General features: G+C 60.1%; 17 protein-coding genes. 4 read left to right on the forward strand and 13 right to left on the reverse strand.

Going from position 1 to position 22,342, the window contains the following annotated elements:
* The first annotated feature begins 25 nt into the window (after window positions 1-25).
* Window positions 26-517: a M48 family metallopeptidase gene (locus tag ACOI8A_RS14410; RefSeq protein WP_420647308.1), complete on the forward strand. Its 492-nt coding sequence runs from the start codon at window positions 26-28 to the stop codon at window positions 515-517.
* Window positions 518-537: 20 nt separating this feature from the next.
* Window positions 538-834, forward strand: coding sequence for a winged helix-turn-helix domain-containing protein (locus ACOI8A_RS14415; RefSeq protein ID WP_420647307.1), 297 nt, complete (start codon window positions 538-540; stop codon window positions 832-834).
* A 208-nt stretch (window positions 835-1,042) separates the two neighbouring features.
* Here the strand turns inward: ACOI8A_RS14415 and ACOI8A_RS14420 are convergent, their stop codons facing one another.
* Window positions 1,043-1,495 (reverse strand): GNAT family N-acetyltransferase, encoded by a 453-nt coding sequence (locus ACOI8A_RS14420; protein WP_420647306.1) that lies wholly within the window; start codon window positions 1,493-1,495, stop codon window positions 1,043-1,045.
* Between the two features lie 258 nt (window positions 1,496-1,753).
* On the opposite strand from ACOI8A_RS14420, the gene ACOI8A_RS14425 reads away from it, so the two are divergent.
* Complete coding sequence (locus ACOI8A_RS14425) at window positions 1,754-2,491, forward strand: substrate-binding periplasmic protein (RefSeq protein WP_420651293.1); 738 nt, start codon at window positions 1,754-1,756, stop codon at window positions 2,489-2,491.
* A gap of 6 nt (window positions 2,492-2,497) precedes the next feature.
* On the opposite strand, the gene yccS is transcribed toward ACOI8A_RS14425, so the two are convergent.
* The 9 genes from yccS to betI all read right to left on the reverse strand — a co-directional run bounded on the left by yccS (window position 2,498) and on the right by betI (window position 16,511).
* Window positions 2,498-4,681 (reverse strand): YccS family putative transporter, encoded by a 2,184-nt coding sequence (gene yccS, locus ACOI8A_RS14430; RefSeq protein ID WP_420647304.1) that lies wholly within the window; start codon window positions 4,679-4,681, stop codon window positions 2,498-2,500.
* A 234-nt stretch (window positions 4,682-4,915) separates the two neighbouring features.
* On the reverse strand, window positions 4,916-6,094 hold the full coding sequence (locus tag ACOI8A_RS14435; protein WP_420647303.1) for an NAD(P)/FAD-dependent oxidoreductase: 1,179 nt from the start codon (window positions 6,092-6,094) through the stop codon (window positions 4,916-4,918).
* A 148-nt stretch (window positions 6,095-6,242) separates the two neighbouring features.
* The gene (dbpA, locus tag ACOI8A_RS14440) at window positions 6,243-7,628 is read right to left on the reverse strand and encodes an ATP-dependent RNA helicase DbpA (RefSeq protein WP_420647302.1); all 1,386 of its coding nucleotides are present in this window, start codon (window positions 7,626-7,628) and stop codon (window positions 6,243-6,245) included.
* Between the two features lie 57 nt (window positions 7,629-7,685).
* Window positions 7,686-9,113 (reverse strand): multidrug transporter subunit MdtD, encoded by a 1,428-nt coding sequence (gene mdtD, locus ACOI8A_RS14445; protein WP_420647301.1) that lies wholly within the window; start codon window positions 9,111-9,113, stop codon window positions 7,686-7,688.
* 196 nt (window positions 9,114-9,309) lie between these two features.
* The gene (locus ACOI8A_RS14450) at window positions 9,310-10,647 is read right to left on the reverse strand and encodes a TldD/PmbA family protein (protein WP_420647300.1); all 1,338 of its coding nucleotides are present in this window, start codon (window positions 10,645-10,647) and stop codon (window positions 9,310-9,312) included.
* Window positions 10,647-12,089 (reverse strand): TldD/PmbA family protein, encoded by a 1,443-nt coding sequence (locus tag ACOI8A_RS14455; RefSeq protein ID WP_420647299.1) that lies wholly within the window; start codon window positions 12,087-12,089, stop codon window positions 10,647-10,649. The genes ACOI8A_RS14450 and ACOI8A_RS14455 overlap by 1 nt, the downstream gene beginning before the upstream one ends.
* Window positions 12,090-12,425: 336 nt before the next feature.
* Window positions 12,426-14,129 (reverse strand): choline dehydrogenase, encoded by a 1,704-nt coding sequence (betA, locus tag ACOI8A_RS14460; protein ID WP_420647298.1) that lies wholly within the window; start codon window positions 14,127-14,129, stop codon window positions 12,426-12,428.
* Between the two features lie 205 nt (window positions 14,130-14,334).
* Window positions 14,335-15,807 (reverse strand): betaine-aldehyde dehydrogenase, encoded by a 1,473-nt coding sequence (betB, locus tag ACOI8A_RS14465; RefSeq protein ID WP_420647297.1) that lies wholly within the window; start codon window positions 15,805-15,807, stop codon window positions 14,335-14,337.
* 110 nt (window positions 15,808-15,917) lie between these two features.
* Entirely contained in the window at window positions 15,918-16,511 is a 594-nt protein-coding gene (betI, locus tag ACOI8A_RS14470) for a transcriptional regulator BetI (protein WP_420647296.1), read from the reverse strand.
* A gap of 379 nt (window positions 16,512-16,890) precedes the next feature.
* On the opposite strand from betI, the gene ACOI8A_RS14475 reads away from it, so the two are divergent.
* Window positions 16,891-18,831, forward strand: a complete 1,941-nt coding sequence (locus tag ACOI8A_RS14475; RefSeq protein ID WP_420647523.1) for a BCCT family transporter — start codon at window positions 16,891-16,893, stop codon at window positions 18,829-18,831.
* 223 nt (window positions 18,832-19,054) lie between these two features.
* Here the strand turns inward: ACOI8A_RS14475 and choV are convergent, their stop codons facing one another.
* The 3 genes from choV to ACOI8A_RS14490 form a co-directional block, all read right to left on the reverse strand.
* Window positions 19,055-20,233 (reverse strand): choline ABC transporter ATP-binding protein, encoded by a 1,179-nt coding sequence (choV, locus tag ACOI8A_RS14480; RefSeq protein ID WP_420647295.1) that lies wholly within the window; start codon window positions 20,231-20,233, stop codon window positions 19,055-19,057.
* Window positions 20,230-21,075, reverse strand: a complete 846-nt coding sequence (gene choW, locus ACOI8A_RS14485; protein WP_420647294.1) for a choline ABC transporter permease subunit — start codon at window positions 21,073-21,075, stop codon at window positions 20,230-20,232. The genes choV and choW overlap by 4 nt, the downstream gene beginning before the upstream one ends.
* A 76-nt stretch (window positions 21,076-21,151) precedes the next feature.
* Window positions 21,152-22,099 carry a choline ABC transporter substrate-binding protein gene (locus tag ACOI8A_RS14490; protein WP_420647293.1) on the reverse strand — a complete coding sequence of 316 codons (948 nt, stop codon included), beginning with the start codon at window positions 22,097-22,099 and terminating at the stop codon, window positions 21,152-21,154.
* Window positions 22,100-22,342: the final 243 nt, after the last annotated feature.

Below are 22,342 nucleotides of genomic sequence, written 5' to 3' on the forward strand. Positions count from 1 at the left end.
TTCCTGAGCCGTGTCTGCCCGCCCGATGACTGCGTTGAAATACCTCCAGGCCTATCCCGCGAATTTGCAGGATCAGGTGCGCCAATTGATTGCCGAAGAACGCCTCGGTGACTACCTGAGCCAACGCTATCCGGATCGCCACGACGTGCAGAGCGACAAGGCGTTGTACGGCTACGCGCTCGACTTGAAGCAGGAATACCTGCGCAACGCGCCGGCCATCGACAAGGTGTTGTTCGACAACCGCCTCGACCTGACCCACCGCGCGCTCGGCCTGCACACCACGGTGTCGCGAGTGCAGGGCGGCAAGCTCAAGGCCAAGAAAGAGATCCGCATCGCCTCGCTGTTCAAGGACGCCGCGCCGCAGTTTCTGAAAATGATCGTGGTGCATGAGCTGGCGCACTTCAAAGAGTCGGATCACAACAAGGCGTTCTACAAATTGTGTGAACACATGCTGCCGGGCTATCACCAGATCGAGTTTGATCTGCGCGTGTACCTGACGTGGCGGGATATGCAGTGAACGATCAAGAGGATTCATGCATGGACGTGAGCAAGACCAAGAGCAGTTTCTATCGGCGTTTGTATGTGGCGTATCTGATCGACAGCGGTCTGGCCTGCAGCGTGCCGGCCCTGACCGAAGTCACAGGCATGCCCCGGCGTACGGCGCAGGACACGATTGCGGCGTTGGCGGACCTGGATATTGTTTGCGAGTTCGAGCAGGAAGAGGGCGGGCGTAACCATGCCGGAGGTTATCGGATTCGTGAGTGGGGCGCGATTGATCGGGGCTGGATCGAGCGCAATCTGCGGCAGGTGAAGGCGGTATTGGGGTATCCCTGAGTTGCGTGTTCGCCTTGAGATCGTTTGCCCTCACCCCAGCCCTCTCCCAGAGGTAGAGGGGGCCTATTGGGGGATATTGGGGAGAGATGCCGACGTGCACCGGCGCTGGTGAATCCATAATCGCCAAGCTTTTTCAGGTCGATGTTTAGCGCAAGACACCTCGGTCAGTCCCCTCTCCCTCCGGGAGAGGGCTAGGGTGAGGGGCTTTTCAGGAACGCCGCATACCTATATGCGGAATATCATCCTCAAGGTATTCCTCACCCGCGACAACAAACCCGTACCGCCCGTAATACCCCTGCAAATGCGCCTGCGCTGAAAGATAGATCGGCACCTGCGGCCAATGCTTATCCGCCTGCTTCAGCGCCTGTTCCATCATTTCATGTCCCAAACCTTTGCCACGCCCGGCAGGCGCCGTCAGCACCCGCCCGATCACCACGTCGCCACCCTGGGATTCCGGATCGAGCAGGCGCAGGTAAGCCATCAACTGGTCATCCTCCCAACCCATCAGGTGATAGGTATCGCCGTCCAGATCCTGGCCGTCGAGGTCCGGGTAAGCGCATTTCTGTTCGACCACGAACACTTCCGACCGCAGCTTCAACAGCGCGTACAGCTGCTCCTTGCCCAGATCGCTGTGATGTTTGCAAACCCACTCGATTGTCATCTTCTGATTCCTTGAACTGTGTCGCCCGATACTAAGCGCCGCGACGAATTCTGTCTGTATGGCGCATTAATCTGTGACGAAGGCCAAAATGCCATCATTCCTTTTCCGCGCCGCTGACATCTTTGTGTAATCTGCTGGGAAGCGCTGTGCGATGGCTTCAATGAGCTAACGTTAGGGCCTGGGATTTGCCGGAAAAGGGGTCTTGGGGTTTTGACTGGAAAGCACGCCGGGCTGCCCGCCCGCTAAGGATTTTCAAGCATGCCGCGATTGCATCAAGCCTTTGCTTTGGTCGGGTTGCTGTTGCTGGGTCAAAGCGCTGCAGCAGAGAAACTGCGGCTGGTGTTCAACGTCTGGCCACCGTTTACCGATGACACGCTGGTCAATGGCGGCGTGGCCACCGATATCGTCAGCACTGCACTGGCGCGTGCCGGCTATGCCAGCGCCTACGAACAAGTGCCGTGGGCGCGGGCGTTGCTCGGTGTTGGTGAGGGGCGTTATGACGTGCTGGTCAACGCCTGGTACAACGACGACCGCAAGAAGCTCGGGCAGTTTTCCGGTGAGTATCTGCTCAACCGCATCCGCTTTATCAAGCGTAAAGACGCCCCCATCGAATACAACAACCTGCAGGAGTTGCACACTTATCCGATTGCGGTGGTGCGCGGTTATGCCTATTCACCGCCGTTCGATGGCGACAGCGCGTTGCAGAAAGTCCCTGTGCATAACTTCGCCATGGCCGTGCGCATGCTTGCGGCAGATCGGGTCAAGCTGACGCTGGAAGACGAGTTCGTCGCGCGCTATTACCTGGCGCGCGAATCATCGAAAGTGCGCAATTCCGTGGAGTTTCTGCCCAAGCCGCTGAGCGAGAACAGCCTGCATATTCTGGTCAGCCTGAAGAACCCGCAGCATGCGCAGATCGTCGCCGGGTTTGATCGGGCGATTGCGGCGATGAAAGCTGATGGCAGTTATGACAAGTTGCTCAGGCAGCATGGAATGTGAGCTGACTCATGCCTCGCTGGTGTCCTTGATCAGATGCGCCGCCAGGGTGCGCAACGGCCCCAGCTGGCGGCAGATCAGCGCCAGTTGGGTTTGCACCAGCCGCTGGCCTTCATCGATCTCGTCGGGCATCTGCTCCAGTTCGTTGGCCAGCGCTTCCTCTTCATCACTCTGAATCGCAATCGGCTGCTTGCTCGCCAGCCCCTGCGCGATCTCATCAATGCTCGCCGCCAGACTCACGCCCGCGCCATCGATCAGATGCTCGCGTACATCCGGCGGTAGCGGAGTGTCGCGGTGCGCACCGAGGCCCGAGAGATAGCTGAGCAACGTGTGCGACAGCACCAGAAAGCGGAAACCGACATCGGCTTCTTTGCGGAAATGCCCCGGCTCCATGAGCATGTTGGCCAGCGTAGTCGAAAGCGCCGCATCGGCGTTGTGCGCGTTGCGGCGGGCCAGACGATAGGCGAGGTCATCGCTCTTGCCGGCGGCGTATTGCTGCATGATCTGCCGCAGATAGATGCTGTTGCAGGTCAGCGTATTGGCCAGCACTTTGTTCAGGCGCCGACCCTGCCAGTCCGGCAGAAACAGAAATACCGCAAGGCCGGCGATCAAACTGCCGAGCAACGTATCGAACAACCGCGGCAGGAACAGTCCATAACCGTCGCCGACCTGGTTGAAGCAGAACAACACCATGATCGTGATCGCGGCCGTCGCCAGCGTGTAGCGCGTGGTGCGGTTGGTGAAGAACACCACCCCGGCGGCGATGGCGAAACATGACTGCACCAGCGGACTCGGGAACAGATCGAACAGTGCCCACGCCACGGTCAGGCCGATAGCGGTGCCGAAAATCCGCTGACCGAGCTTGCGCCGCGTCGCGCCATAGTTCGGCTGGCAGACAAACAGCGTGGTGAGAATGATCCAGTAACCCTGCGACGGGTGAATCAGATGCACCATGCCGTAGCCGATACTCAACGCCAGCGGCAGGCGCAGGGCATGGCGGAACAGCAGCGAAGTCGGTGTCAGTTGTGTGCGCAGACGAATCCACACGTCTTTGAAATTGCGCGGCGAGCGGTCGAGCAGGCTGCTGTCGGTAGCGTCCGCGAGTGCATCGGGATTGCTCGCGTCGCTGAGCAAACGGTCGAGGGTGCCGAGGTTGGCCGCCAGTGCGCGCAGCGAGCGCAGTAAGCCGCGCCATGCCGGGTTGTTCTGGATGCGCAAGTGTTCGAGGGAGGCGTGCAGGTCGTTCAGCGCTTCGGCAAAACTCGCGTCATAGATGAACGGCTGGCGCATCTGGATTGATTCGGCCAGAGCTCGGCAAGCCTTGCCTTGCTGGCGCAGCAGGCGCTGGCAGCGGAACAACACGTCGCTGTGGAAAAAGGCATCGGCCAGCGCGTTGTACGGATAGTGCGAAGAACTGGCGCGTTCGTGGATGTCCTGTGCGAGGAAGTACAGCTTCAGGTAGCGGCTGACTTTCGAGCCGGGGCGACCGTTGCCGACCCGGTGCAGGATGATTTCCTTGGCGCTGTTCAGGGCGGCCACGACACGACCATTCTGCTGCGCCAATTCCAGGCGCCGGGCTTCAACGTCCATCTGCCGGATCGGCTCGAACAGTGCGGATTTCAGCTTCAGGTAAAAACCCAGTTCACGGAACAGCCGCGCCAGACTCTGCTGTACCGGTTGGTTGGAAAACATCGCCTGCCACAGAACCGAGAGCAAGCCGTACCACGCGGCGCCAGCCACCAGCAGCATCGGCTCATGCCAGAAATCGGTGACCGCACCGCCGCGCTGATCCACGCCGATCATCGTGTAGACAGACAGAATCAAGGTTGCCGAAGCGATCGCACCATAACGCTCGCCGAGTGCACCGAGCATGGTCAGGCCGAAGCTTGCCAGCGCCAGCGCAATGGCGAAAACGATGGGATAGGGGAAAAGCAATTCCACCGACAGCGCGGCGACGCTGAAACACACCAGCGTTACGGCGAGTGCGTTGAGGCGGCCTTGCCAACTGTCGTCGGTTTCGGCCAGGGCGCTGGCGATAATCCCGAGGAACAACGGGATCAGCAGCCCCATTTCATCCTGATACCAACACAGCGCCATGCTGCCGGTCAGGGCGATGAACACCCGCACGCTGTAGCTGAATTTATCCAGCGCCCACAGGCGCCGCAAAGACTGACGAAACGAGGTCGAGGACATGAAGTGCGAAGGCCTTCCGAGGCGATGCCGCTAAATTGAGCCAGTAATGACGCCGACGCAATGGCGCCGATCACATCTGACAGCAAAAAATGTTCCTTGCTGCTTCTGTACCCTCTGAAATCAACCGCGTCCCTGTAGGAGCTGCCGCAGGCTGCGATCTTTTGATCTTGTTTTTAAGATCAAGATCAAAAGATCGCAGCCTGCGGCAGCTCCTACAGGAGAGTGTTGTTTCGGTCAGACGTACTGCGCGGCAGCGTAACCGGAGGCCCAGGCCCACTGGAAGTTGAAGCCGCCCAGATGCCCGGTGACGTCGAGCACTTCGCCGACGAAATACAGGCCGGGGCTTTTCAGCGATTCCATGGTTTTCGACGAGACTTCGCGCGTGTCCACGCCGCCCAGTGTTACTTCGGCGGTGCGATAACCTTCGGTGCCGGCCGGGACGACTTTCCAGCTGCCCAGCTTCTCGGCGATCTCCGCCAGTTCCGCGTGGGTGTACTGCTTCATCGGCTTGGACACGAACCAATTGTCCGCCAGCAGGTTGGCCATCTTCTTGGTGAAGATCTCGCCGAGCAGGGTTTTCAATTCGCTGTTCGGGCGCTCGGCGGTTTGCTGTTGCAGCCAGCTGGCGGCGTCATGATCCGGCAGCAGGTTGATCTCCACCGTGTCGCCGGATTCCCAGAACGAGGAAATCTGCAAAATCGCCGGGCCGCTGAGACCACGATGCGTGAACAGGATGTTCTCGCGAAAACTCTGATCGTTGCAGCTGACCAGACAATCCACCGAGGTGCCGGATAATTCGGTGCACAGCTCTTTCAACTGATCGGTGATGGTGAACGGCACCAGCCCGGCGCGAGTCGGCAGCAATTCGTGGCCGAACTGTTTGGCGACCTGATAACCGAAGCCGGTAGCGCCCAGCGTCGGGATCGACAGACCTCCAGTGGCGATCACCAGAGACTGGCATTGGATCTGCCCGAGCGTGGTGTCGAGCAGGTAACCGCCTTCGACTTTCTCGATGGTCTGAATCGAGGTGTCGAGGTGCAGGCTGACGCCGACCTGATCGCACTCGGTGAGGAGCATTTCGAGGATGTCGCTGGATTTGTTATCGCAGAACAACTGGCCGAGTTTTTTCTCGTGGTAGGGCACGCCGTGCTTGGCGACCATACCGATGAAATCCCACTGGGTGTAACGCGCCAGCGCGGATTTGCAGAAATGCGCGTTGTGCGAGAGGAAATTGCTCGGCTCGGTGTACATGTTGGTGAAATTGCAGCGGCCACCGCCGGACATCAGGATTTTCTTGCCGGCCTTGTTCGCATGATCGAGCAGCAACACCTGACGCCCACGCCCGGCGGCGGTCAGTGCACACATCAAACCTGCGGCGCCAGCGCCAATGATCACGACTTCGGTAGAGCGCAAAACGGTGTCCTCAAAAGTTTTATAGATTCACCGACTACCCAATGTGGGAGCGGGCTTGCCCGCGATGAGGCCAGCACATTCAACATAGATGTTGTCTGTCAGTCCGTCATCGCGGGCAAGCCCGCTCCCACAGGGATTTAAGCCGTTCTTACAAGATGCGGACGCGCAGCGAGCGGCCTTTGATCTTGCCGTCGTTCAGACGCTGCAACGCCTGCATCGCCACGGTGCGTTCAACCGCCACATAGGCCTGGAAGTCGAAGATCGCGATCTTGCCAACCTGTGCGCCCGGAATCCCGGCGTCGCCAGTCAGAGCACCGAGAATGTCGCCCGGACGCACTTTGTCTTTACGCCCGCCACCGATGCACAGCGTGCTCATCGGCGGCTGCAGCGGGGCGCCGCCCTGGGATTTCAGGTTATCGACCTGATCCCAGTTCAGCGGCGATTTCTGCAGTTGTTCGATAGCCTGCGCGCGGTGCGCTTCCGACGGCGCGACCAGGCTGATCGCGATACCTTTTTCGCCCGCACGACCGGTACGGCCAACGCGGTGAATATGGATTTCCGAGTCGCGCGCCAGTTCGACGTTGAGCACCATGTCCAGCGAATCGATGTCCAGACCACGCGCGGCGACGTCGGTGGCGACGAGTACCGAAGTACTGCGGTTGGCGAACATCGCCAGCACCTGGTCGCGGTCACGCTGCTCCAGATCGCCGTGCAGGCCGACGGCGGAAATGCCTTTGGAGGTCAGGTGATCAACGGTTTCCTGCACTTGCTGCTTGGTGAAGCAGAACGCCACGCAAGACGCCGGACGGAAGTGGTGCAGGACTTTGGTCACCACGCTCATGCGCTCTTCCGGGGTGATCTCGTAGAAACGCTGCTCGATCTGCGTGTCATCGTGGAACGCTTCGGCTTTAACCGTTTGCGGATCACGCATGAACTTCGACGCAAGTTGCTTGATGCCCACCGGGTAGGTCGCGGAGAACAGCAGCGTCTGACGGCGCGCAGGCGTCTTCTCAATGATGTCTTCGATGGCGTCGTAGAAACCCATGTCGAGCATGCGGTCGGCTTCGTCGAGGATCAGCGTGTTCAGGCCGTCGAGGACCAGCGAACCCTTGCGCAAGTGCTGCTGGATGCGTCCCGGCGTGCCGACGATGATGTGCGCGCCGTGCTCCAGCGAAGCGATTTGCGGGCCGAAGGACACGCCGCCGCACAGGGTCAGAATCTTGATGTTGTCTTCGGCACGGGCCAGACGACGGATTTCCTTGGCGACCTGGTCAGCCAGTTCGCGCGTCGGGCAGATCACCAGTGCCTGGCAACCGAAGTAGCGCGGATTGATCGGGTTCAGCAGGCCGATGCCGAACGCAGCGGTTTTGCCGCTGCCGGTCTTGGCCTGAGCGATCAGGTCCATCCCTTTGAGGATCACCGGCAAGCTCTGCGCCTGAATTGGCGTCATCTGGGCATAACCGAGAGATTCGAGGTTAGCCAGCATGGCGGCGGAGAGCGGCAGAGTATTAAAAGCGGTGGCGATGGTGGTCACGGGACTGGCCTGCAAAACAAAATGTCGCGCAGTGTACCAGCCCGGTGGCCATTCGCCCTAAGGCTCGATGTGTTCTTCCGGACGTTTGACCCGCCGTCCGTCATTCTTCGACAGTTGCGAGAAGATCGTTGCAGCCAGCATGGCCATGATGCCAACGGTGACGAACGTGAGCTGAAATGCGCCCAACACGGTGTCAATGCCGTCGTTTCCGACCTCTGCCGTGAAGCCGCCGAGCAAGGCGCCGGCACAGGCGACGCCGAGGCTCAACGACAGTTGCGCGACCACCGACAACAAGCTGTTGCCGCTGCTGGCGCTGGCGTCGTCGAGGTCGATCAGGGTCACGGTGTTCATTGCGGTGAATTGCAGCGAATTGATCGCGCCGAGCACAGCCAGCAGGCACAGCAGCAGCCAGTACGGCGTCTGCTCGCTGACCAGGCCCATGCTCGCCAGCATGATCCCCAGCAGCAACGTATTAGCCGTGAGAATGATGCGGTAGCCAAAACGCTCGATCAGCGGCCGCGCCACGGATTTGGCGAACATCGCCGCAGCCGCCAGCGGCAACATGCTCATGCCCGCTTGCGACGGCGAATAACCCAGCGCCACTTGCAGCAGCAACGGCACCAGAAACGGCAGGGCGCCGCTGCCCAAACGGGCGAACAGGTTGCCGAGAATCCCGACGGCAAACGTGCGGGTTTTGAACAAAGAAGGCGCGAACAGCGGATTTTCAATGTGCCCGGCCCGCAACCAGTAAGCCGCCAGACAAGCCATGCCGCCAAACAGCAACAGCATCACCCGCAGGTGCGGCAGGTGCAACTCGCCGAGGCCTTCCATGGCGATGGTGATCAGCACCATCGCCGCGCCGAACAGCAGAAAACCCAGGCTATCGAAGCGCGTGCGCTCGCTGCCGCGCAGGTCGGGAATGAATTTCCACACCGCGTAGCAACCGATGGCGCCGACCGGCAGGTTGATCAGGAAAATCCAGTGCCACGTCAGATATTCAACCATCCAGCCGCCCATGGTCGGGCCGATCAGCGGGCCGAGCAGGCCGGGGATGGTGATGAACCCCATGATCCGCACCAGTTCCGAGCGCGGGTAGGCGCGCAACACCACCAGGCGCCCGACCGGCAGCATCAGTGCGCCGCCGAGGCCTTGAATCACCCGCGCGCCGATCAGCATGCTCAGGCTGTTGGAAAGCGCGCAAAGCAGCGAGCCGATGCTGAACAGCAGAATCGCGCCGAAAAAGATTTTCTTGGTACCGAAGCGGTCGGCGATCCAGCCCGAGGCCGGGATCAGCAATGCGACCGTGAGCATGTACGCGATGATCACGCCCTGCATGCGCAGCGGATCTTCAGCGAGATCGCGGGCCATGGCCGGCAGGGCGGTGTTGAGAATGGTCCCGTCGAGGGACTGCATGAAGAACGCAATGGCCACGACCCACGGCAACCAGCGGGCGGTGATGGCGTCGAGAGGCAGGCGGTTGGGCATGGAACCTCTGGTGGGTGGTTAATCCGGATTTCTCGTTCTGACCTGAATCCCTGTGGCGAGGGAGCTTGCTCCCGCTCGGCTGCGCAGCAGTCGTAAATCCGGCCAATCCGGTATCACTGGAATACCGCGTTGCCTGGTTTTGGGGTTGCTGCGCAACCCAGCGGGAGCAAGCTCCCTCGCCACAGTGTGTTATGCGCTAGAGGGTCAAGGTCAATCGGCTGACCAGCGCTCCCGGCAGCAGCGCTGAGGAGGTATTGCGCTGGCTATAAGTGCTCGCCGACAACAGCAACTCGCGCTCTGCCGTCAACGCTTCCAGCTGCGAACCAAGCAGGCTGTAAGCACTGTCATCAAAACGCATGGTGCTGACCGGCGCCTGAATCTCGCCGTTCTCGACCCAGAACGTCGCAAACCGGGTCATCCCGGTCAAACGCGCCGCCGGCTGATCGGAGAAGTTCAGGTACCACAGGTTGCTGATGTACAGCCCGGTGCCCAATTGCTTGAGGATCTCCGCTTGCGGCAGATCACCGGCGGCCATGTTCAGCGCACTCGGCGCTTCACCGCCGCCGGCGCCGTTAGCCGTCAGGCCATACTCGGCAGCGCTGCGCGAGCCGACCAATTGCTCGCCGGCCTTGCCTTCGATGATCAGCCGCAGATCGCTGCGCGGATAACCTTCGCCGGAGAATGCCGGGCTTAGCGAGTCGCTGACTTTCTCATCCAGCGACACCAGCGGACTGAACGACTGATCGCCGACATACAGCTTTTGCAGCGGACTGCTCTTGCTTGCAATCGACTGCGCCGAGAACCCGCCCCAGCACAGCATGCTCATGATTTCTTCCAGCGCGGCAGGTGCCAGATAAGCGCGGTATTGCCCCGGCGCCAGGGTGCGCAACGGCCGACCGAGAAACTCCAGTTGCTCGCGCGCCTGCTGGAAGCGCTGGGCGAAACCCTCGCTGCTCCAGTCATGCCCGGCATAGCTAGCTTTAACCGCTTCGCCGTTCTCGTGGAACAGGCTGAAGTCGAAGTTGAAACTGTTGGCCTGATGCCAGCCAAACGCGCCCGCCGAACTGGCAAAGCCACGGCTGATCGGCCCGGCGGCATAGAAACCGACCAGGTCCAGACCTTCAGCGGCTTGGGCGATTTCCGCCACAACCTGCTCGGTGTCCGGCAGTGGAATGTCCTGCACATTCTGGCTCTGCCAGTCGTTGTGATTGAGCAGCAGGTACGGATCCTGCGGCAGCAACGGCAGGGTTTCGCGCAATTGTTGCAGGCCTTCGGCGAGGCGTTGCAGATCGGCGTCCTGATCACCGGAGAGGGTGATTTGCAGATCAGCGTGGCGCCCGTCATCGACCAGCTTCAGACCGATATCGGCCTGCTGCACTTGCCCGGCCTGACGCACCTTGGCGTGATTGAAGCGCACGAACGCCGAGGACTCGGCGGCGTAGCTGACAGTGAATTGTTCCGGCTCGCGCACCGCGTCACGCAGCCAGTTGACCAGTGTCTTGAAGGCCTCGGCCTGATTCTTTACCGTACTCATCAGGCGTCTCCCCCAAACACATCAACATTGCTGAACACGCAGGCCGGCGAAGCGTGGCCGACGCGGATTACCTGATTCGGTTCGCCTTTGCCGCAGTTCGGCGTGCCGAGCACCTTGACGGTGTTGGCGTCGCCGACCGCGCGCAGGCTCTTCCAGAAGTGCGCGGAAATCGCCCGGTAATTCGGGTTTTTCACCACGCCTTTGAGTTCGCCGTTCTCGATCAACTGGCCCCATTCGCAGCCGAACTGGAATTTGTTGCGCGCATCGTCAATCGACCATGAGCGGTTGGTGCTCATCAGAATGCCGTGCTCGATGCCGCCGATCAATTGCTCCAGCGACTGGTCGCCCGGCTCGATGTTGAGGTTGGCCATGCGGTCGATCGGCGGACGGTTCCAGCCACAGGCGCGGCTGTTGGCCACGCCATCGAGACCGGCGCGGAACTGCGACAGCGCACCGCCCAATGGGCGCAACAGCAGGCCCTCGCGAATCAGGAATTGCTTGCTGGCGGCAGTGCCGTCGTCGTCATGGCCATAGCTGGCGAGTTCTTCCGGGATGTCCGGATCGAAGGTCACGTTGAGCAATTTCGAGCCATATTGCAGGCTGCCGAAATCGGCGGCTTTGACGAAACTGGTGCCGGCGTAATTGCGCTCATCGCCGAGAATCCGGTCAAGTTCCAGCGGGTGACCGATAGATTCGTGGATCTGCAGCATCATCTGATCCGGCATCAACAACAGGTCGCGCGGACCTTGCGGGGTGTTCGGCGCGAGCAGCAATTGCAGCGCCTGATCGGCGACTTGCGGGCCGGCGCCGACCAGACCACAACGGCTGATCACGTCCGCGCCGCCCTGTTGGCCAAAGTTCTCGCGGCCGAGGCTGCGGGTCTGGCTGTCGTTGCCGTCATATGCAGTGACGTCGAGACTTGGATACACGAAGCGCTGGGCCCGGCGCAGTTCCGCCCCGGCGCTGCTCAGATAGATCTGCTCGACGTTGGTGATGCCGACGCTGACTTCCCAACTCACCAGGCGCTCATCCTTTGGCACCGAGGCGGACTCCTTGCCGAGCAGCTCATAGCAATCGCTCAGGGACGGGAATGCTTGCGCGTAATCGGGTGAAAAGTAATCCGCGCGATCGCTCGACACCGGCTGCTCGCGCAGATCGAGCAAGGCGTGCGGCTTGAGTCGGCGGGCTTGCTGTTCGGCGCGTTCGAGGGCGGCTTGCAGGCCTTGCTGCGACAGGTCATTGGTCGCGGCATAGGCTTCGACGCCGTTGACGCGCACGGTGAGCATCGCCCCTTCGTCACGGCTCAGGCTCGGCGGTTCGGCGACATTCTTGCGCACCGACAGGAACTGGCCGGACTCACGTACATACCGCAGGGAAAAAAACTCAGCGCCCGTGCGCAAGGCAGCAAAGCGCTGCTTGAGCTGGGGGTGGAAATCGAACATTCAGGAACCTCCGTGTAATGGGAGTAGCGGCGATGCAGTTCGGCGGGGAAGGGGTGAAACGATTGCGCGAGGTCTAGAGTAGGCCTGCGTGGGGGTAGGATCAAGTGAAGAGGGGGTGTAGGGGGATTTACTGTGAATCAGATGGAGGTGTGCTGATTTTGAGGGCCTCATCGCTGGCAAGCCAGCTCCCACAGGTTTTTTTGGTGATCACAACATCTGTGAACAACACAAATCACTGTTGGAGCAGGTAAGCCATCTCCCACAAGATTTGTGAACGACACAAAACCCTGTGGGAGCTGGCTTGCCAGCGATTAGCCTTGATGCGGTGTAACGATCTTACTGAGCAACAGGCGTGATATCACGCATCGGCTTGCCTTTCACCGGTGCATCGCCAGCCACGTAGTACGCGGCGTTGCTGCGCGGCAGTGGCTGACGGCCACGGATCTTGTCGGCGATTTTCTCGGCGATCATGATCGTCGGGGCGTTCAGGTTGCCGGTGGTGATGATCGGCATGATCGAAGCATCGACCACACGCAGACCCTGCATGCCATGCACGCGACCTTCGCCATCCACGACCGCCATCTCGTCGGTGCCCATCTTGCACGAGCAGGACGGGTGGAACGCGGTTTCGGCGTGTTCACGGATGAACTTGTCCAACTGCTCATCGGTTTGCACTTCGATGCCCGGGCTGATTTCGCGGCCCCGGAACTGGTCCAGTGCCGGCTGCTGCATGATTTCACGGGTCAGGCGGATGCCGTCACGGAATTCCTGCCAGTCCTGCTCGGTGGCCATGTAGTTGAACAGGATGCTCGGGTACTCGCGCGGGTCTTTCGACTTGGCCTGGATGCGACCACGGCTTGGCGAACGCATGGAACCCATGTGCGCCTGGAAACCGTGCTCTTTCACACCGTTGCTGCCGTTGTAGTTAATCGCGACCGGCAGGAAATGGTACTGGATGTTCGGCCATTCGAATTCCGGACGCGAACGGATGAAACCGCCGGCCTCGAACTGGTTGCTGGCGCCGATACCGGTGCCGTTGAACAGCCACTCGGCACCAATGGCCGGCTGGTTGTGCCAGAGCAGCGACGGGTACAGTGAAACCGGCTGAGTGCAAGCATATTGCAGGTACAGCTCAAGGTGATCCTGCAGGTTTTCACCGACGCCCGGCAGGTCGTGAACCACCGGAATGTCGAGCTGGTTCAGCAGTGCGGCAGGGCCGACACCGGAACGTTGCAGAATCTGCGGCGAAGCGATGGCGCCGGAGCACAGCAGGACTTCTTTGCGGGCGCGGGCTTCAACGCGCTCTTCAGCGGCGCCGATCAAGTAACGCACGCCGGTCGCACGCTTGCCTTCGAACAGAATCTTGTCGGTCAGGGCATGGGTGACGATGGTCAGGGTCGAACGCTTTTTCGCCGTGTCGAGGTAACCACGGGCGGTGGAAGCACGACGGCCGTTCGGCGTCACGGTGCGGTCCATCGGGCCGAAGCCTTCTTGCTGGTAGCCGTTCAAGTCTTCGGTGCGCGGGTAACCGGCCTGCACGCCCGCTTCAACCATGGCGTGGAACAGCGGGTTGTTGCCAGCCTTCGGCGTGGTCACGCTGACCGGGCCTTCGCCGCCGTGGTAATCGTTCGGGCCGATGTCACGGGTTTCCGCTTTGCGGAAGTACGGCAGGCAGTCGAGGTAGCTCCAGTCTTCCAGACCTGGCAGTTTCGACCAGCCGTCGTAATCCATCGCGTTGCCACGGATGTAGCACATGCCGTTGATCAGCGACGAACCGCCGAGGCCTTTGCCGCGACCGCATTCCATCCGGCGGCCGTCCATGTGTGGCTCTGGATCGGTTTCGTAAGCCCAGTTGTAACGACGACCCTGCAGCGGGAATGCCAGTGCAGCGGGCATTTGCGTGCGGAAGTCGAGACGATAATCCGGGCCGCCGGCTTCGAGCAGCAGAACGGTGACGCCTTCGTCTTCAGTCAGACGGGTCGCCAGGGTGTTACCGGCCGAGCCGGCACCGATGATGATGTAATCGAATTCTTGGGACATTGGATGCACCCTCTTTGATAGTGGTCAGGTCAACTGTGCCCGCGCACCTGTGGCGAGGGGATTTATCCCCGTTCGGCTGCGCAGCAGTCGCAAAATCAGCGACCGGGATCTATCTGAAAGTCTGCAGTGTCTGGATGGGGCCGCTTCGCAGCCCAACGGGGATAAATCCCCTCGCCACAAAGGCCCCATCCGACTCTGAGTCAGATCAGAACACCGAGACGTAATCGCCCAGTTCGACCTGTACCGATTTGATGCGGGTGAAGTTGTTCAACGAGCTGATGCCGTTCTCACGGCCAACGCCCGACTGCTTGTAACCGCCAACCGGCATTTTTGCGTCGGACTCGCCCCAGGCGTTGATCCAGCAGATACCGGCTTCCAGTTGATGAATCACGCGGTGAGCGCGGTTCAGGTCTTTGGTAACCACACCGGCGGCCAGGCCGAAGTCGGTGTCGTTGGCGCGGCGGATCACTTCTTCTTCGGTCTCGTACGACAGGATCGCCATGACCGGGCCGAAGATTTCTTCGCGGACGATGGTCATGTCGTCGGTGCAGTCAGTGAACACGGTTGGAGCCACGAATGCGCCTTTGGCGAATTCGCCGTCGGTCAGACGACCGCCACCGCACAGGACGCGCGCACCTTCTTCCATACCTTTGGCGATGTATCCGAGCACGCTTTCCATGTGGGCGAAGCTGACCAGCGGGCCGAAGTTGGTGTTTTCGTCTTCCGGGTTGCCAACGCGGATACGCTTAACGCGTTCAACGATCTTGGCTTCGAAAGCGGCTTTCAGGTGGCTCGGTACGAACACGCGAGTGCCGTTGGTGCAGACCTGGCCGGAGCTGTAGAAGTTGGCCATCATCGCGGTGTCGGCAGCGCGATCCAGATCGGCGTCGTCGAAAATGATCAGCGGCGACTTGCCACCGAGTTCCATGGTCACGTCTTTCAGCGAGGATGCCGAAGCGCTGGCCATGACTTTCTTGCCGGTGTCGGTGCCGCCGGTGAAGGAGATCTTCTCGATGCGCGGGTGCTCGGTCAGCCAGGTGCCGACTTCACGGCCGCTGCCGGTCAGAACGTTGAACACGCCAGCCGGAACGCCGGCTTCGGTGTAGATTTCAGCCAGTTTCAGCGTGGTCAGCGAGGTGACTTCGCTTGGCTTGAAGATCATCGCGTTACCGGCGGCCAGCGCTGGAGCGGATTTCCACAGAGCAATCTGGATCGGGTAGTTCCACGCGCCGATACCGGCAACCACGCCCAGCGGCTCGCGACGGGTGTAGACGAACGCGGTGTCACGCAGCGGGATCTGCTCGCCTTCGATGGCGGGCACCAGGCCTGCGTAGTATTCCAGCACGTCAGCGCCGGTGACGATGTCGACGTATTTGGTTTCGGAGAATGCTTTACCGGTGTCCAGGGTTTCCAGAGCGGCCAGTTCATCGTTGCGCTCGCGCAGGATGTCGACGGCACGACGCAGGATGCGCGAACGCTCCATGGCGGTCATCGCAGCCCAGATTTTCTGGCCCTTTTCGGCGCTGACGACAGCGCGCTCGACGTCTTCCTTGGTCGCACGTTGTACTTGTGCGAGGACTTCACCGTTAGCCGGGTTGATGGCTTCGAAGGTGGCGTCGCTGCTGGCATCGGAGTACGCGCCATCAATGTAGAGTTTTTGCAGTTCGAAACGGGCCATAGTGTCCTCGCAAGAGCATAAGTGGTTGGCGTTGGTCACCGGGTGAGCCATATACAGCTGTGGCATCGCTGGTCGGTGACAGTTCAGGGGCCGAGCGTTTTCTCTGTGCTCTAGCTCACCTGCTTGGCCAATTGGAAATCCATGTATTCGTAAGCGATCTGTTGCGCCTGCTCGGTGTCGAAAGCGTCTCCCGACAGCGCGCCGCGCAACCACAAACCGTCGATCAGAGCTGCCAGTCCTCGCGCTGCGCTGCGCGCATCTTCGAGCGGCAACACCCGGCGGAACTCGCAGCACAGGTTGGAATACAGGCGGTGATCGTTGATCCGCTGCAACCTGTGCAATGACGGCTGATGCATGCTGGTGGCCCAGAAGGCCAGCCAGGTTTTCATTGCCGGTCCATTGACCTGGCTGGCGTCGAAGTTGCCTTCGATGATCACCTGCAGATGGGCCCGTGGGCTGTCATCTGTCAGCGCCTGACGGCGCGCGGTGACGTTCTCGCTGAGGACGTTCATCAGATACCGCATCGTGGCGGCGATCAGGCCATTCTTGTCCTGAAAATAATGACTGATGATGCCATTCGAGACACCGGCCAAACGGGCGATCAGCGCAATGCTGGCGTCCCCCATGCCGACCTGATCAACCGCCAGCAATGTGGCTTCGATCAACTGTTGGCGGCGGATGGGTTGCATACCGACCTTGGGCATCTTGCACATCTCCTTAGGCCTTCCGAGGGGCGATCAACGCTCATCGGATTGACGGCCAGTCTATTTTGTTTTGATTGAACGTTCAATCAACAAAGAATAAGATCTGCGACAAATCGTCGCTACCTACAGGTTTTTCCTACGTGTAAATGGCGAGTATCCGACATCTAAATCGGCTCGAAACCTATACGCCACGGCGTTTCTGGGGCTTCGGGTTTTTCGCGGTGTCTTTATATCACCCGCTGGTCGGCTGCCAAGTAACCGATTGGTCGGGTGCCCGTGTTGCCTTGTGTTCTTCTCTCGCACTGCCTGGAGCATTTGTGCCATGAGTTCTGCCTTTCTTATAAAGACCCCGCCCGAGAAGGTGACGGTCAACGGTTGGGTGTTCTACACCTCTACCGCGCTGATTCTGTTGTTGACCGCCATTCTGATCATCGCCCCGCAAGAGGCCGGCAGAATGTTGGGAGTGGCTCAGGCCTGGTTGTCGCGCAGCTTCGGCTGGTACTACATGGTGGTGATTGCCGCCTATCTGGTATTCGTCGTGGGTCTGGCGTTTTCCTCGTACGGCAAACTCAAACTGGGCAGCAAGGACGACACCCCGGATTTCAGTTACGGCGCCTGGGCGGGGATGCTGTTCTCGTCGGGTATCGGTATTTCGCTGTTGTACTTCGGCGCATCCGAGCCACTGGATCACTACTTCAATCCGCCGGAAGGCGTGGCCGGCAGCAACCTCGCGGCGCGTCAGGCGGTTCAGCTGACGTTCCTGCACTGGGGCCTGCACGGCTGGGCGATCTACGCACTGGTCGGTCTGGCCGTGGCGTATTTTGCTTACCGCCACAACCAGCCGCTGGCCTTGCGTTCGGCGCTGTATCCGCTGGTCGGCGAGCGCTGGGTCAAAGGCGCGGCCGGGCACGCGGTGGACGGCTTCGGCATGTTCGTGACCCTGCTGGGGCTGGTGACCAATCTGGGGATTGGGTCGCTGCAAGTGTCGTCGGGGCTGGAAAACCTGTTCGGCATGGAACACAGCAACACCAACCTGCTGATCGTGATCATCGTGATGAGCACCGTGGCGACCATCGCTGCCGTGTCCGGCGTGGAAAACGGCATCCGTCGTCTGTCCAACCTGAACATCGTGCTGTTCAGCGGTCTGCTGATTTTCGTGCTGCTGTTTGGCCCGACCCTGCACCTGCTCAACGGCTTCGTGCAGAACATCGGTGACTACCTGAACGGCATCGTGCTGAAAACCTTCGACCTGTATGTGTACGAAGGCAGCGGCGAGAAGTCTGAACGCTGGATGGGTCTGTGGACGCTGTTCTACTGGGCCTGGTGGATTTCCTGGGCCCCATTCGTCGGCATGTTCATCGCGCGGATTTCCCGTGGTCGTACCGTGCGTGAACTGGTGGCCGGCGTGCTGCTGATTCCGCTGGGCTTCACCCTGGCCTGGCTGTCGATCTTCGGTAACTCGGCGCTGGACCTGGTGATGAACCATGGGGCGGTGGAACTCGGCAAGACGGCGCTGGAACAGCCGTCGATGGCGATCTACCAACTGCTTGAGCATTACCCGGCGTCGAAGATTGTCATCGGTGTGTCGATCTTCGTCGGTTTCGTACTGTTCCTGACCCCGGCCGACTCTGGCGCGGTGATGATGGCCAACCTTTCCTGCAAGGGCGGCAACGTTGACGAAGATGCGCCGCACTGGCTGCGGATTTTCTGGTCGGCGGTGATCACGCTGGTGACCATCGGTCTGCTGTTCGCCGGTAACTTCGAAGCCATGCAAACCATGGTGGTGCTGGCCGGTCTGCCGTTCTCGGTGGTGCTGGTGTTCTTCATGTTCGGCCTGCACAAGCAGATGCGTCTGGACGTGCAGATCGAGCAGGAACAGGCGCAACTGGCTGAACGTGGTCGTCGTGGTTTCAGTGAGCGTCTGACGCAACTGGATCTGCAACCGAGCCAATCGGTGGTACAGCGCTTCATGGACAAGCACGTCAGCCCGGCGCTGGAAGATGCGACCGCGCAGATGCGTGCTCAGGGTCTGGAAGTGCAGACGCTGTTGGGCAAATCCAAGCGCTGCATGGGCGTGCGCGTCGAGATGGAAGAGGGCAACCCTTTCGTTTACGAAGTCAGCCTCGATGGCTATCTGGCGACCCCGACTGAATCGGCGCAGTCCGACGAGGAGCGCCAGCGTTACTACCGGGCCGAGGTGTATCTGCACAACGGCAGCCAGGACTACGACCTGATGGGCTTCACCCAGGATCAGATCACACGTGATGTGCTCGATCAGTTTGAAAGCCATCGGCAACTCCTTGGCCGGGTGTATAGCTAAGATCAAGGGCTACCCCTCACCCCAGCCCTCTCCCTAAGGGAGAGGGAGCAGATCGTCGTGATCTTCAAGGCCTGAGTTCGACTCGATAATTCAGGTCGATGTAGCTTGGAAGTACAACTTGGTCAGTCCCCTCTCCCTCCGGGAGAGGGTTAGGGTGAGGGGCTCTTTTCCCTGACCCAATAAAAAAGGGATCGCTCACCGCGATCCCTTTTTTTATCCCGCCTTAACCCAGGTTCTTGCCAAGCAACGCGTGATACAGCTCGCTGTCGCCCAAGATCCCCACCACATGATTGTTGTCATGCAGCACCAGTTTGTTGCCGGTCTGATAACGAATCTGCAACGCGTCGCGCATGCCGATATTCGAGTCCACCAGCGTCGGCCTGCGCTCCAGCGCTTCAACCGCCTGGCCCGGTGCCCAGTTCTGCAAGTCCAGCGCCACGCCGTTCTGCCGTGCGCCTTTGATGGTGTTGCCTTCCGCCAGGTCCAGCCACGAATCGCCGCCCGGATCGAGACACACTGAACCGTTGATGCGTTTGCAGTTGTCCAGCGTGCGCATCAGGCTGCGCCCGCAGAGCACGTTGAGCGGATTGGTGTGCGCGACGAAGGTCCGCACATAATCGTCCGCAGGGTTGAGCACGATCTCTTCCGGCACGCTGTACTGGATGATTCGCCCGTCCTTCATGATCGCGATGCGGCTACCCAGTTTGAGTGCTTCGTCGAGGTCGTGACTTACAAACACAATGGTCTTGTTCAGTTTGCGTTGCAGTTCCAGCAGTTCGTCCTGCAGGCCTTGGCGGATCAGCGGGTCAAGTGCCGAGAACGGTTCGTCCATCAGCAGAATGTCGGCGTCCATCGCCAGTGCGCGAGCCAGGCCCACACGCTGCTGCATGCCGCCAGAGAGTTCGTCGGGTTTCTTGTTGCGCCATTGGGTCAGGCCAACCAGTTCGAGTTTTTCGTCGACCAGTTTGCGCCGTTCTTTTTCCGGGCGACCCTGCATTTCCAGACCGAAACTGATGTTCTCGCGTACCGTCAGCCACGGCATCAGGGCGAACTTCTGAAAGACCATGGCGATGCGTTTGGTGCGCATCATTTTCAGCTCGGCCGGGGTGCAGGACGCGATGTCGATCTGCTTGCCTTCGTGCTCGACGAACAGCTTGCCGCGGCTTACGGTGTTGAGGCCGTTGATGCAGCGCAGCAGGCTCGACTTGCCGGAGCCGGACAGGCCCATCAGCACGCAGATCTCGCCTTTGTTGATATCGAGGCTGGCCTTTTCCACGCCGACAATCTGCCCGGTCTTTTTCAGGATCTCACTGCGTGTCAAGCCTTGATCGAGAAGTTTCAGTGCTTCGCGCGGATCTTTGGTGAAGATCACGTCGACGTCTTCGAAGCGAATAATGCTCATGCGTCACCCCCTGCTTTGGCGTCGGGTTGTTTGCAGATACGGTCGAGCATGATCGCCAGCAGTACGATCGCCAGACCTGCTTCGAAGCCCAGGGCGATATCAGCAGTGTTCAGTGCGTTGACCACCGGTTTGCCGAGTCCGTCGGCGCCCACCAGTGCCGCGATCACCACCATCGACAGCGACAGCATGATGCACTGGGTGATGCCGGCCGCGATGCTCGGCATGGCGTGTGGCAATTCGATCCGTGAGAGCAATTGGCGACGCGAGCAGCCGAAGGCTTTGCCGGCGTCCATCAGTTCTTGCGGGACATCGCGGATGCCCAGGTAGGTCAGGCGGATCGGCGCGGCGATGGCGAACACCACCGTCGAGATCAGGCCCGGCACCACACCCAGCCCGAAGAGGGTCAGGGTAGGAATGAGGTAAACGAAGGTCGGTACGGTCTGCATCAGATCGAGTACCGGCCGCATCATGGTGTAGAACATCGGTTTGTGCGCGGCGACGATGCCTAACGGCACGCCGATCAGCACGCAGACAAAGGTGGCGAACAGCACTTGGGCGAGAGTTTCCATGGTCTCCTGCCAATACCCCAGATTGAGGATCAGCAGAAAGGAGGCGATGACGAATACCGTCAGTCCCCACTTGCGCTGGATGAAATGCGCGAGCAGGGCGATGAGGCCGATCAAGACAAAAGGGTTGAACCAGGTGAGCGCAAACGTCACGCCGTGGATCATCGTTTCCAGTGTCACGGCGATTGCGTCGAAGGTGTTGGCGCCGTGCTGCGTCAACCATTCAACGAAGCCCGCGATGTACTGGCCTAAAGGGATTTTCTGATCAATCAGCATGGTATTGAACGTCCGCATGCGAGGAAAAAACAGCCCGGACAGCCGAAGCCGTCCGGCATAAGCGATGCTCCTGAATTCAAGGCGCCAGCTTGGCTTTCACGGCTTCCAGGCCAGGTTTACCGTCAATGGTGGTCACGCCGGCGAGCCAGGTTTCGAGTACCTGTGGATTGTTTTTCAGCCAGGCCTTGGCGGCCGCGTCAGGCTTCATTTTGTCGTCGAGGATGTTGCCCATCAGTTCGCTTTCCATATCGACGGTGAACTCGAGGTTTTTCAGCAATTGGCCAACGTTGCTGCATTCCTCGGCGTAGCCCTTGCGGGTGTTGGTCGCTACGGTGGCGGCGCCGAAATCCGGGCCGAAGAACTCGTCGCCGCCGGTCAGGTACTGGATCTTGAAGCGCTTGTTCATCGGGTGCGGCGCCCAGCCGAGGAACACCACTTCGGTGCCACGGCGCGAGGCGCGGTCAACCTGCGACAGCATGCCGGCTTCGCTGGATTCGACGACTTTGAAACCGGCGGTTTTCAGGCCGAAGGCGTCCTTGTCGATCATGCTCTGGATCAGACGGTTGCCGTCGTTGCCCGGCTCGATCCCGTAGATCTTGCCGTCGAGTTCTTTCTTGAATTTGGCGATGTCGGCGAAGTCATGCAGACCTTTGTCGTACAGCGCTTGCGGGACGGCGAGGGTGTACTTGGCGCCCTTGAGGTTGGTGCGCACGGTTTCCACGGTGCCGGCCTCGCGGTAGGCCTTGATGTCGTTTTCCATGGTTGGCATCCAGTTGCCGAGGAACACGTCCATGTTCTTGCCGTCGGCCAGCGACTTGTAGGTCACCGGCACGGAGATCATGGTGGTCTTGGTCTTGTAGCCGAGGGCGTTGAGCACCACGGAAGTGGTGGCGGTGGTGGCGGTGATGTCGGTCCAGCCGACATCGGAGAAATTAACGGTACTGCACTGTGCCGGCTCTGCGGCTTGAGCCAGCAACGGCAGACTCAGCATGGCGGCCAACAACAACGACGGGGAACCTTTCATGGATGGACTCCTTGGTGTTTTTTTTGGCAGTGTTCCGACTGGACCACCGCACTTATGGGTTGCGGTTGGATGGCGTTCTGGAGACAGCTCTACCGCAGCGCCTTGCAATCGAGTCGATACGATCATGTACCAGTGAAAATCTGACGCCTACAGGGTGCGTCGTATCCAGTACAGGGATGGTCGCATCCAGTGTCGGTGACGTCGTTTACAGCTTTTTTTCGCTCGATTTGCCCGACTGCACCG

The organism is Pseudomonas sp. P4795, assembly GCF_048822895.1.
Classification (GTDB): Bacteria; Pseudomonadota; Gammaproteobacteria; order Pseudomonadales; family Pseudomonadaceae; genus Aquipseudomonas.